This is a genomic window from Enterobacter cloacae complex sp. ECL72, assembly GCF_019056635.1.
Lineage (GTDB): Bacteria > Pseudomonadota > Gammaproteobacteria > Enterobacterales > Enterobacteriaceae > Enterobacter > Enterobacter hormaechei_C.
In genome coordinates, this window is sequence record NZ_CP077659.1 from 3,734,152 (window position 1) to 3,745,664 (window position 11,513).

Consider the following 11,513-nt stretch of genomic DNA (forward strand, 5'->3'; position numbering starts at 1 on the left):
GGAATTCAGATGAGCCAGAACGTTTACCAGTTTATCGACCTTCAGCGTGTTGATCCGCCAAAGAAACCGCTGAAGATCCGTAAAATTGAATTTGTTGAAATCTATGAGCCGTTTTCAGAAGGCCAGGCCAAAGCACAGGCAGACCGCTGCCTGTCCTGCGGTAACCCTTACTGCGAATGGAAGTGTCCGGTCCATAACTACATCCCGAACTGGCTGAAGCTGGCCAACGAAGGGCGTATTTTTGAAGCCGCCGAGCTGTCTCATCAGACCAACACCCTGCCGGAAGTGTGCGGCCGCGTGTGCCCTCAGGATCGTCTGTGTGAAGGCTCCTGTACGCTGAACGACGAGTTTGGCGCGGTAACCATCGGCAACATCGAACGCTATATCAACGATAAAGCGTTCGAGATGGGCTGGCGCCCGGATATGACCGGTGTGCGTCAAACCGACAAGCGCGTAGCGATTATCGGCGCGGGCCCGGCAGGCCTGGCCTGTGCGGACGTGCTGACCCGTAACGGCGTGAAGGCGGTGGTCTTTGATCGCCACCCGGAGATTGGCGGCCTGCTGACCTTCGGTATCCCGGCCTTCAAGCTGGAGAAAGAGGTGATGACCCGCCGCCGCGAAATCTTCACCGGCATGGGCATTGAGTTCAAACTCAACACCGAAGTGGGCCGCGACGTGCAGCTCGACGACCTGCTGAAAGATTACGACGCCGTGTTCCTGGGCGTAGGCACTTATCAGTCCATGCGCGGTGGTCTGGAGAACGAAGATGCGCCAGGCGTGTACGACGCGCTGCCGTTCCTGATTGCGAATACCAAACAGCGAATGGGCTACGGCGAGACCGCCGATGAGCCGTTCGTCAGCATGGAAGGCAAACGCGTGGTGGTGCTGGGCGGCGGTGATACCGCGATGGACTGCGTGCGTACCTCCATTCGCCAGAATGCGGCGCATGTCATCTGTGCCTACCGTCGTGACGAAGAGAACATGCCGGGCTCTAAGCGCGAAGTGAAAAACGCACGTGAAGAGGGCGTCGAGTTCCAGTTCAACATCCAGCCTCTGGGTATTGAAGTGAATGCCAACGGTAAAGTGAGCGGCGTGAAGATGGCGCGCACGGAGATGGGTGCGCCAGATGCGAAAGGCCGTCGTCGCGCGGAGATCGTGGCCGGTTCTGAACACGTGATCCCGGCTGACGCCGTGGTGATGGCGTTTGGTTTCCGTCCTCACAGCATGGAGTGGCTGGCGAAGCACAGCGTAGAGCTGGACTCTCAAGGCCGCATCATTGCGCCAGAAGGCAGCGATAACGCGTTCCAGACCAGCAACCCGAAAATCTTCGCCGGTGGCGACATCGTTCGCGGCTCTGACCTGGTGGTCACGGCGATTGCCGAAGGCCGTAAAGCGGCTGACGGGATCATGAACTTCCTGGAAGTGTAAGCCCCTCTGACTCCCCGGCAGAAGCATAAAGCGGAACGCTGGGGAGCCTGTTTTCAGTAGCCTACCCTTAAGTTAATGGTGCCTTTTTAAGCAAAAAAGCAGCGTAAATCCCGACGTAAACGTTTGCTTTCGTGAAAAAAATGTATATTATGCGGCGGATTTTTTGGCCAAAATTCAAGGAGGCATTGTGTCGCAAGATAACAATTATAGCCAGGGCCCCGTCCCTCTGGCGGCGCGGAAAGGCGTGGTTCCACTCACTTTTGTGATGTTAGGGTTAACGTTTTTTTCCGCCAGTATGTGGACCGGAGGCACGCTCGGTACCGGTCTTTCCTATAATGATTTCTTCCTCGCAGTTCTCTTCGGCAATCTCCTCCTCGGTATTTACACTGCTTTTCTTGGCTACATTGGCGCAAAAACCGGCCTCTCAACCCATCTTCTTGCGCGTTACTCGTTCGGTATAAAAGGTTCCTGGCTTCCCTCCATGCTTTTAGGCGGTACGCAGGTAGGGTGGTTTGGCGTCGGCGTAGCGATGTTTGCCATCCCGGTGAGTAAAGCCACGGGCATCGACGTGAACATCCTGATTGCAGTTTCCGGCCTGTTGATGACGTTAACCATTTTTTTTGGCATCTCGGCACTGACGATTTTATCCATCATCGCCGTACCCGCTATCGTCATCCTGGGTAGCTACTCCGTCTGGCTGGCGGTGGACGGCGTGGGAGGATTGGACCACCTCAAATCCATTGTGCCGCAGACGCCGCTCAACTTTTCCAGCGCGCTGGCGCTGGTCGTAGGCTCGTTTATCAGCGCAGGCACGCTGACCGCCGACTTCGTCCGCTTTGGCCGCAATGCCAAAGGTGCCGTTCTGGTGGCGATGGTGGCATTTTTCCTTGGCAACTCGCTGATGTTTATCTTCGGTGCGGCAGGCGCTGCCGCCGTAGGACAGGCCGATATTTCTGACGTGATGATCGCCCAGGGACTGCTGCTGCCGGCCATTGTCGTTCTTGGCCTGAATATCTGGACCACCAATGACAACGCGTTGTACGCCTCTGGTCTGGGTTTCGCCAATATTACTGGTCTTTCCAGCCGTACGCTGTCGGTGGTTAATGGCATTATCGGTACGCTGTGCGCGCTGTGGCTATACAACAACTTCGTTGGCTGGCTGACCTTTTTGTCGGCAGCGATTCCGCCGGTTGGCGGGGTGATTATCGCCGACTACCTGATTAATCGCCGCCGCTATGCCAGCTTCGACCACGCAAAATTTGTGTCCGTTAACTGGATTGCCATTTTCTCGGTCGCCCTGGGTGTTGCTGCCGGGCACTACATTCCGGGAATTGTCCCCGTTAACGCAGTATTGGGTGGCGTCTTCAGCTATTTGGTGTTAAACCCATTCGCCAAACGTACCCTTGCTAATCCTTCGGAGGTTTCCCATGCAGAATAATTCCCTCACTATCCGTCAGGCCCGTTTGCAGGGGCAAGAGGGTTTATGGCAAATCACGATTGAGGACGGACGCTTCAGCCGTATCGATCCTCAGGAAACCGCCTCTGCGCCAGTCGGTCAGGTGCTGGACGCCGAATGCGGGCTGGTTATCCCTCCTTTCATCGAGCCGCATATCCATCTGGATACAACGCAAACGGCGGGTGAACCGAACTGGAACCAGTCCGGCACGCTTTTCGAGGGAATCGAGCGCTGGGCCGAACGCAAGGCGATGCTTACCCACGAAGACGTTAAAACTCGCGCGATGCAGACCCTGAAGTGGCAAATCGCCAACGGCATTCAGTACGTACGTACACACGTTGACGTCTCGGACCCCACCCTTACGGCACTGAAAGCCATGCTGGAGGTGAAGCAGGAAGTCGCCCCGTGGGTCGATATGCAAATTGTGGCATTCCCGCAGGAAGGCATTCTTTCTTATCCGAACGGTGAAGAACTGCTTGAGGAAGCCGTGCGTTTAGGGGCGGATGTCATCGGCGCAATCCCCCACTTTGAATTTACGCGTGAATATGGCGTTGAGTCGCTGCATAAAACGTTTTCCCTGGCCAGAAAGTACGACCGACTGATCGATGTCCACTGTGATGAAATTGATGATGAACAATCGCGCTTCGTTGAAACCGTTGCCGCACTGGCACATCGTGACGGAATGGGTTCACGCGTGACCGCCAGCCATACCACGGCGATGCACTCCTATAATGGCGCGTATACGTCCCGACTGTTCCGCCTGTTAAAAATGTCAGGCATTAACTTCGTGGCAAACCCGCTGGTTAACACGCATTTGCAGGGCCGTTTCGATACCTATCCCAAACGCCGAGGCATCACACGCGTCAAAGAAATGCTGGAAGCGGAGATCAACGTCTGCTTTGGTCATGACGACGTTTTCGATCCGTGGTATCCGCTGGGAACCGCGAATATGCTTCAGGTTCTGCATATGGGGCTGCACGTTTGCCAACTGATGGGTTACGGGCAAATAAATGATGGGCTTAACCTGATCACTACCCACAGCGCGAAAACGCTCGATTTGCAGGACTATGGCGTGCGCGTTGGGAATACAGCAAACCTGGTGATTCTCCCGGCAGAGAATGGGTTTGATGCAGTTCGTCGCCAGACGCCGGCACGATACTCTGTTCGCCACGGCAAGGTGATTGCCGAGACGGTGCCCAGCCAGACAACCTTGCACCTGACGCAGCCGGAAGCGGTGACGTTTAAGCGCCAGAATATCGAATAACATTGCCGGATGGCGGCTGCGCCTTATCCGGCCTGCAAATTACGTTATGCCCGCAGGCCTGATAAGCGAAGCGCCATCAGGCCTATAAACTACGTATCCAGCAAGCGGGCGCGTACCTTCACCACGACTTTCTTTATCTCGCCTGGCTCAAGGATTGCGCATCCTGGCTTATGTGGCTCTCCCGGCATAAATACGGCGCACATCCCCGGCCGGAGGGTGACACACTGTTCACCTGCAATCTCACTGCACAACTGATAATCTTCTTCAGGATGAAAATCTTCACGCTGGCGTGCCGAGCCCGTCACGCCAAAGAGGATGCGCTCTTCTCCCGTCAATAACACCTGGATATCAATATATTGCTCATGCAGTTCCGCTTTCTTCTGGTCTGGAAACTGCGTGGCAAACGTCATCACGTTCATGAAGATATCCTCACCGCGAAGCTCATAACGTCCTGCCGCTTTTTCCAGCGGACGGGCAGCCAGCGCGAGGGTTAGCGCCTCCAGAAGAACGGGATGCAACCCCGTGGAGGGAAGCGTCCGAATCTCACCAAAAAACATCATCTTTCTCCCTGAGCTAACAGCGCCGCGCCCAGTAAGCCCGCATCGTGTCGATAGTGCGCGGCGGTTAATTCAACGTGATAAACAGAAGGATGCTCCTCAAGATACGCGCGGACCCGCGCCAGATACCCTCCTGCCAGCCCGATGCTGCCGCCAATCACCACGCGCTGGCAGTCCATCACCGCTTTCGTGTCGGCAATAAGCCGCGCAAGTACCTGTGCAGAACGTTGGACCAGTTCCGCCGCCTGTTTATTTCCCTCTGCCGCGCGCGCAAAAATCGTTTTTGCATCGCATCCTGCAAGCTCTCCCCTGGCTGCGGCGGCAATACCGCGACCAGACGCGATGGCTTCCACGCACCCCACGCGACCACAGCCGCATTGCGGGCCGTTTGGATCGGCGAGCGTATGCCCAAGATGCCCTGCCAGTCCGCCGCTTCCGGTCACGAGTTTCCCGTTACTGACTACGCCGCCCCCCACGCCCGTTGAAACAGTCAGGAATACCATGTCTTTAATTTCCTTCGCACTAACGTGATATTCCGCCCATGCCGCAGCCTGAGCATCATTGATCGCCAGGGTCGGCAAACCAGCAATGTCTTCGAGCGTCTGCACCAGCGGAAAATGGTGCAATCCTCCGAGATTTTGCGGGTTAATCGCCAGCAGATTGCCGTCCTGAATGATTCCGGTTGAGGCAATGGCCGCACGCGTTGCCTGGGTCTGTAACGGCTTGACCAGCTCAGCCAGCGCCTCACGCAGTGCGTCAGGCGTCTTACTGGCGGGCGTAGGGCATTCGCGTCGCGCGTGGATCTGTAAACCGTCATCCACCAGGGCGGCGGCAAGTTTAGTTCCACCTATGTCTATCGCCAGTGTCGTCATAGCACCGCCCCGCTCGGAAATGTTTTTATCCCGTTGTGACATACTTCATCCCTTACGAATGTGCCCGGTACAGGTCCGGGCAAGCGGATTAACTTTTGCTTTTCGCTAAAGCGCTTTTGTCGCCGCCAAACGGGACGGCTCCGCTGAAAGGTTTACCGTCAATAGCGTCATGCGTACGCAGGGCTTCTGGCCTGATCCAGCGCTGAACGCGGGAGGGCATATCCAGACCAATAAGCAAGATCACCACAAACGTCAGGCCAAAGGAGAGCGATCCCAGGGCCGTGCCCAGCGCCATATCCTGCGACAGCAGCGCGCCAATCACCGGGGCAATCGCGCCGCCCAACGCGCCAACGTTGTAGGTAAAGCCCAGACCCGCCGCACGCTGGTCGGTATCGAAATAGCCGCCGATGAGTTTGGGTAAGATCCCGGAGATCCCCTGCCCCAGCATCTGCTGGAAAAAGAGTAACAAGCCCAACACCCAGACATTGGCGCCGCCGATCGCAAAGACGGGAACAATCAGGAGCTGTGAGGCCAACAGGCTACAGACATAGGCCTTGCGGGTGCCAAGCCAGTCACCGAGAAAACCACCCACGCAGCAGCCTACTGCCGCGCCGAAGCCGCTAAAGAACAGCACCTTCGCCACCGTTGAGGGATCATAGGCCAGGTCGGTTTTCAGATAAGTGGGTAATAGCGCCTGAATCGGCCAGGAGTAGAGAAAGGCGAAGAGTACGACAACCATCAACGTGACGCCCGTCGGCCAGCGTTTACCGCTGCTTTGCACCATAAAGCTGATAAAGACGATGGCGCACAGCAGGCCGAGAATAACGACCAGCCCCGCGTTGTTGAGTTCGCCTGCAAAACAGAACCACAGCGCCGTACCGGCAAACAGCGTCATCGCCATATTGATGACGCGGTATTTGCCGCGATACAGAATATCAACCATGGTGCGCACCGGGGCTTTGCCTTCGTGCTTCGCTTTCCAGTCCTCAGCTTCCGGAATATTTTTCCGCAGCCACAGGGCAAAGACGATGGGCAGAATGCCGATAAAGAACAGCGCCCGCCAGCCCCAGACGGGCACGACAAGGCTGTAGACCTGGGCCGCAACCACGGCGCCGACGGAGAAACCGGAAATCAGAAAACCACTCGCCTTGTTGCGCAGGTGCTTTGGCCAGCTTTCAATCACATAGGTTGCGCTGGAGCCATATTCCCCCGCCATCCCCATGCCTATCACCATGCGGGCGATAAACAGGGTGACGTAACCCGGCGCAAAACCGCAGGCCAGCGTACCGCAGGAAAAGAGCACGATGCTGGTGATCATCGCCAGCTTGCGGCCATAGCGGTCGCCCATGGCGCCCAGCAGCAGGCCGCCGAACCAGCGCGATATAAAGGCCGCCGAAATCAGGCTCGCCGCTTCCACTGTCGTCAGGGCAAACTCGCTTTTTATTTCTGTCAGGACTAAGGCTATCAATACAAAATCGAAGCCATCAAGCAGATATCCCAGCCAGGCGGCGGAGAAGGCGCGCCACTGAGGACGGGTAAGATGGCGGTACCACGGGATGCTTTGGGTAGACTTACTCATTTCACTCTCCCGACGATTTCTCTGTCGTTTTGCCGGATGGCGGCTGCGCCTTATCCGGCCTACGTAGCATGTTTTTGTAGGCCGGATAAGGCGAAGCGCCCCCGGCTATGCGTTAGCGTTTTTCCGCCATTAGCTGCTCCGCCAGCGCTTTCAGCGCTGGCACGAATTTTTCATCCACAGGGGCAAACGGCTTACGGCACAGCGGCACGGATACCACGTCCATATAGTGCAGAACCGTTTTCAGACCACGGAACACCCCGGCTTTAATCAGCAGATCGATCACCGTGTTGCATTCGCTTTGCAGGCGCTGTGCGGTGGCGTTATCCCCTTCACGAACCGCTTTAGCGATCGCCTGGTAGCGCCAGCCCATAATGTTGTAGGTGCTGCCGATCCCCCCGTCCGCGCCGGCCAGCAGGCCGGAGGCGAAGATCTCGTCATAGCCGTTGTAGAGCACCAGATCCGGATGTTCACGACGGATCTGCTCCATCTGGAAGAGATCGCCGGAGGTTTGCTTCAGCGCGCCGACGCCAGGCAGCGTTACCAGCGTGTTGATCTGATCCAGCGTTAACTTAACGCCGCTTAGCGCAGGGATGTTATAAACCACCATCGGCAACCCCTCCGCGGAGTCAATAATTGCACGATAGTGGTCGCAATGTTCTTCAAAGCTAAAGGGATAGTAAAACGGTGTGACGGCGGATACAGCGTCAAAACCGACGCGGGCGGCGGCCATGGCTAACTGCTGGCTTTCCGCCGTGCTGACGCAGCCAACATGGGCGATGAGCGTGATTTTCCCCTTCGCCTCTTCCGCCACAATCTCCATCACCTGCTCTCGTTCCGAAAGGCTCTGTACAAAGGCCTCTCCCGTTGAACCGCCGACGTACAGCCCATCGATACCCTGTTCAATATTGAACCGCACCAGACGGCGCAGGCTTTCTTTATCCAGCATCTGCTCAGAGTTAAACGGGGTCAGGAGTGCGGCCATTACGCCGCGTAATTGCGTTGCCATAGTTACCTCAATCGATCGTGTGTTTGTTATAACGACATACCTTTATACCTGTTATACCAGATCAATTAAGCAGCAGTAGAATACAGAACGCTTATATTGCGATCTGCTTCACTAAAGGATCGTTATTTTTTGGCTTTTGAATGCTGGCCGAAAGCGTGCCAGGTGGCGGAGACGCTGTTAAGGTGAGTTTGCAACGCCCGATCCGCTTCATCGGGATCGCGGCGGCGGATCGCATCCACAATTGCGATATGCTGGCGATAGCTGACTTCATTATGCTGATAAAGCTCTGCGTCCGGCACTTTAGGACGCGCCGCAATTAACCAGTCAAGCAGCGCAACGTGGATCGCATTGAAGATCGGATTGCCGGGGATCTCCGCCAGCACGCGGTGAAAATCGACATCGGAACGAATAAATAGCGTGTTGTCATCCAGGGACTGGCTGTTGATCTCCAGGGCTTTCGTGAGCTGCGCAATCTGATCGTCAGTGGCATATTCTGCGGCATAACGAACAAGGCTGGATTCAAAGAACAGGCGAAGCTGCTCGAAATGGGCAATACCGCCGGGCTGGGTCAGAAAGTCTTTCGCCATTCCCGACAATTCACTGATGATGGTATCGGCAGACGGCATGGTTACGCGGGCACGTTCACCGTTGTTAATCTGCACCAGCCCTTTACGCTTTAGCGCCGCCAGCGCTTCGCGCACCGAGGGGCGACCCACGTTGAAGAACTCCATCAGTTCGCGCTCGGAGGGTAACTGCTCTCCCTGGGCAAATTCCTTCCGACGGATCATCTGCTCCAGCTCTTCTTCCACCATATCAGACAGTTTTTTGCGCGCCAGCGGCCGACGGCGCAGGCTGCGACCAATGGTTTCATCAGAGTTTTCAGCTTTAAGATCAGTCGGTTTCATTGCAGTCCGGTGCCATTGAAGGAAAACAGTTCATCATAACACAGGAAATTAGAGGGGGCGAAAAGGGACCGAAAGCAAAACAGGCCCGTCGGGCCTGTTTGTTTATTTCACAACGCGCAGTGCAGGACGACCACCGCGTGGTGGTGGCTCGTCATCCGGATCGGTGTCGTCATTATGATCGGGCTTATCGCCATCGATGACAGACATTACCGTGTCGCTTTCGCGTTCATCGGATGCCTCATCATCATTCAGGCTGGCAACCTCTTCATCATAAGCCGCTTCCGGCTCAAACATGGTGCCCGCACCGTTTTCACGGGCGTAGATAGCCAGCACAGCTGCCAGCGGCACGGAAACCTGACGCGGCACGCCGCCGAAGCGCGCATTAAAGCGCACTTCGTCGTTCGCCAGCTCCAGGTTACCCACTGCGCGTGGCGCAATATTCAGTACAATCTGTCCGTCGCGCGCGTATTCCATTGGAACCAGCATGCCCGGCAACGTCACATCCACAACCAGGTGCGGCGTGAGCTGGTTATCCAGCAGCCATTCATAGAAGGCGCGCAGCAGATACGGACGGCGTGGTGAAAGTTGTGACATTTCCACAGTCATTAGCCTCGGCCGAGACGCATTTCACGTTCCGGTTCAGTTAAAGATGCCAGGAAAGAGTCGCGCTCAAAGACGCGAGTCATGTAGCCTTTCAGCTCTTTCGCGCCAGGGCCGCTGAACTCTACGCCCAGGGTTGGCAGACGCCACAGCAACGGAGCCAGGTAGCAATCCACCAGGCTGAACTCGTCGCTCAGGAAGAAAGGCTTTTGACCAAATACCGGCGCAATCGCCAGCAGCTCTTCACGCAGCTGTTTACGTGCAGCATCCGCTTCAGAAGAGGAACCGTTGACGATAACGTTCATCAGCGAGTACCAGTCTTTCTCGATACGCTGCATGTACAGGCGGCTTTCACCACGCGCAACAGGATAAACAGGCATCAGCGGCGGATGCGGGAAACGCTCATCCAGGTATTCCATAATGATACGGGATTCCCACAGGGTCAGCTCGCGATCCACCAGCGTCGGTACGCTTTGGCTCGGGTTGAGATCGATCAGATCCTGAGGCGGGTTATCCTTTTCCACATGCTCGATCTCAAAACTGACACCCTTCTCGGCCAGCACGATACGAACCTGATGGCTATAAATGTCAGTAGGACCAGAAAACAGCGTCATTACCGAACGTTTGTTGGCAGCGACAGCCATGAAAACCTCCAGGTATATTCAGAATTTTTACTGCTACCAGCCCAACGGGGCCAGCCAGATGATGTATCGCCCATCCCAGAGAAGACACATTGTTCAAGAATCGAACAAAAATCGAGTATTCACCGATATTTGGGCAGAAAATTGGATGATAGTTTACCAGATTTTGATGGCTTTGTGGTGAGGGGATTCCGGAAATGTGGAAAAAGAGAAGATATATGAAATGTTACTGTGGATAACCTGCGCATTATCCATAAAAAAACCCGCCGAAGCGGGTTTTTCGCCAATCGTTCTGCGTAAGCAGAATGGATTAACGTTTGGAGAACTGTGGACGACGACGTGCTTTACGCAGACCCACTTTCTTACGTTCAACCTGACGAGCGTCACGAGTAACGAAGCCAGCTTTACGCAGTTCAGAACGCAGGGATTCGTCGTACTCCATCAGCGCGCGGGTGATACCGTGACGGATCGCACCTGCCTGACCGGAGATACCACCACCTTTAACGGTGATGTACAGATCCAGTTTTTCTACCATATCAACCAGTTCCAGCGGCTGGCGAACTACCATGCGGGCAGTTTCGCGACCGAAGTATTGTTCCAGAGAACGCTGGTTGATTACGATTTTACCACTGCCCGGTTTGATGAAAACGCGAGCTGCGGAACTTTTGCGGCGACCAGTGCCGTAGTATTGATTTTCAGCCATTGCCTATAATCCCGATTAGATGTCAAGAACTTGCGGTTGCTGTGCCGCGTGGTTGTGCTCGTTGCCTGCGTAAACTTTCAGTTTACGGAACATAGCACGACCCAGCGGGCCTTTTGGCAGCATGCCTTTAACCGCGATTTCAATCACACGCTCAGGACGGCGGGCAATCATCTCTTCAAAGGTCGCTTCTTTGATACCACCGATGTGGCCGGTGTGGTGGTAGTACATTTTGTCAGTACGCTTGTTGCCGGTAACAGCAACTTTGTCAGCGTTCAGAACGATGATGTAATCACCGGTATCAACGTGCGGAGTGTATTCCGCTTTATGCTTACCGCGCAGGCGACGAGCCAGTTCAGTAGCCAGACGGCCCAGAGTTTTACCGGTCGCGTCAACAACATACCAGTCGCGCTGTACGGTTTCTGGTTTAGCTGTAAAAGTTTTCATTAAAAGCTTACCCAAATAATAAGTTACACGTTGGTGAACACCCAAACGTTTAGTCAGT

12 protein-coding genes are annotated in these 11,513 nt (G+C 55.3%); 3 read left to right on the plus strand and 9 right to left on the minus strand.

The genetic code is table 11. From position 1 onward, the window contains the following. Nucleotides 1–9 precede the first annotated feature (9 nt). The 3 genes from gltD (at nucleotide 10) to KTH07_RS18035 (ending at nucleotide 4,148) form a co-directional block, all read left to right on the plus strand. The gene (gene gltD, locus KTH07_RS18025) at nucleotides 10–1,428 is read left to right on the plus strand and encodes a glutamate synthase subunit GltD (RefSeq protein WP_032618931.1); all 1,419 of its coding nucleotides are present in this window, start codon (nucleotides 10–12) and stop codon (nucleotides 1,426–1,428) included. Between the two features lie 187 nt (nucleotides 1,429–1,615). Then, the gene (gene codB, locus KTH07_RS18030; RefSeq protein ID WP_017693905.1) at nucleotides 1,616–2,866 is read left to right on the plus strand and encodes a cytosine permease; all 1,251 of its coding nucleotides are present in this window, start codon (nucleotides 1,616–1,618) and stop codon (nucleotides 2,864–2,866) included. Then, entirely contained in the window at nucleotides 2,856–4,148 is a 1,293-nt protein-coding gene (locus KTH07_RS18035; RefSeq protein WP_015571997.1) for a cytosine deaminase, read from the plus strand. Before codB ends, KTH07_RS18035 begins: the two co-directional genes overlap by 11 nt. Before the next feature lie 89 nt (nucleotides 4,149–4,237). Here the strand turns inward: KTH07_RS18035 and nanQ are convergent, their stop codons facing one another. From nanQ to rplM, 9 genes are all read right to left on the minus strand, one after another. Further along, the gene (gene nanQ, locus KTH07_RS18040; protein ID WP_023295505.1) at nucleotides 4,238–4,705 is read right to left on the minus strand and encodes an N-acetylneuraminate anomerase; all 468 of its coding nucleotides are present in this window, start codon (nucleotides 4,703–4,705) and stop codon (nucleotides 4,238–4,240) included. After that, nucleotides 4,705–5,577, minus strand: a complete 873-nt coding sequence (locus tag KTH07_RS18045) for an N-acetylmannosamine kinase (RefSeq protein WP_015571999.1) — start codon at nucleotides 5,575–5,577, stop codon at nucleotides 4,705–4,707. Before KTH07_RS18045 ends, nanQ begins: the two co-directional genes overlap by 1 nt. Before the next feature lie 88 nt (nucleotides 5,578–5,665). After that, a complete protein-coding gene (locus KTH07_RS18050) occupies nucleotides 5,666–7,156 on the minus strand; it encodes an MFS transporter (protein ID WP_015572000.1) in 1,491 nt (496 codons plus the stop codon). A gap of 112 nt (nucleotides 7,157–7,268) precedes the next feature. Continuing rightward, the gene (nanA, locus tag KTH07_RS18055; RefSeq protein WP_017693901.1) at nucleotides 7,269–8,162 is read right to left on the minus strand and encodes an N-acetylneuraminate lyase; all 894 of its coding nucleotides are present in this window, start codon (nucleotides 8,160–8,162) and stop codon (nucleotides 7,269–7,271) included. Between the two features lie 122 nt (nucleotides 8,163–8,284). Continuing rightward, the gene (nanR, locus tag KTH07_RS18060) at nucleotides 8,285–9,067 is read right to left on the minus strand and encodes a transcriptional regulator NanR (RefSeq protein WP_017382717.1); all 783 of its coding nucleotides are present in this window, start codon (nucleotides 9,065–9,067) and stop codon (nucleotides 8,285–8,287) included. A 102-nt stretch (nucleotides 9,068–9,169) separates the two neighbouring features. Then, entirely contained in the window at nucleotides 9,170–9,667 is a 498-nt protein-coding gene (sspB, locus tag KTH07_RS18065; RefSeq protein ID WP_075606851.1) for a ClpXP protease specificity-enhancing factor, read from the minus strand. Between the two features lie 5 nt (nucleotides 9,668–9,672). Next, entirely contained in the window at nucleotides 9,673–10,311 is a 639-nt protein-coding gene (sspA, locus tag KTH07_RS18070; protein WP_003860438.1) for a stringent starvation protein SspA, read from the minus strand. A 307-nt stretch (nucleotides 10,312–10,618) separates the two neighbouring features. Then, on the minus strand, nucleotides 10,619–11,011 hold the full coding sequence (gene rpsI, locus KTH07_RS18075; protein WP_003860436.1) for a 30S ribosomal protein S9: 393 nt from the start codon (nucleotides 11,009–11,011) through the stop codon (nucleotides 10,619–10,621). Between the two features lie 15 nt (nucleotides 11,012–11,026). Next, nucleotides 11,027–11,455, minus strand: a complete 429-nt coding sequence (gene rplM, locus KTH07_RS18080) for a 50S ribosomal protein L13 (RefSeq protein WP_003860434.1) — start codon at nucleotides 11,453–11,455, stop codon at nucleotides 11,027–11,029. Nucleotides 11,456–11,513: the final 58 nt, after the last annotated feature.

Bases quoted from the DNA above. Each gene is read 5' to 3' on its own strand.
- gltD (WP_032618931.1), top strand. From the start codon at position 10: ATGAGCCAGAACGTTTACCAGTTTATCGACCTTCAGCGTGTTGATCCG.
- KTH07_RS18035 (WP_015571997.1), top strand. From the start codon at position 2,856: ATGCAGAATAATTCCCTCACTATCCGTCAGGCCCGTTTGCAGGGGCAA.
- nanQ (WP_023295505.1), bottom strand. From the start codon at position 4,705: ATGTTTTTTGGTGAGATTCGGACGCTTCCCTCCACGGGGTTGCATCCC.
- KTH07_RS18045 (WP_015571999.1), bottom strand. From the start codon at position 5,577: ATGACGACACTGGCGATAGACATAGGTGGAACTAAACTTGCCGCCGCC.
- KTH07_RS18050 (WP_015572000.1), bottom strand. From the start codon at position 7,156: ATGAGTAAGTCTACCCAAAGCATCCCGTGGTACCGCCATCTTACCCGT.
- nanA (WP_017693901.1), bottom strand. From the start codon at position 8,162: ATGGCAACGCAATTACGCGGCGTAATGGCCGCACTCCTGACCCCGTTT.
- nanR (WP_017382717.1), bottom strand. From the start codon at position 9,067: ATGAAACCGACTGATCTTAAAGCTGAAAACTCTGATGAAACCATTGGT.
- sspA (WP_003860438.1), bottom strand. From the start codon at position 10,311: ATGGCTGTCGCTGCCAACAAACGTTCGGTAATGACGCTGTTTTCTGGT.
- rpsI (WP_003860436.1), bottom strand. From the start codon at position 11,011: ATGGCTGAAAATCAATACTACGGCACTGGTCGCCGCAAAAGTTCCGCA.
- rplM (WP_003860434.1), bottom strand. From the start codon at position 11,455: ATGAAAACTTTTACAGCTAAACCAGAAACCGTACAGCGCGACTGGTAT.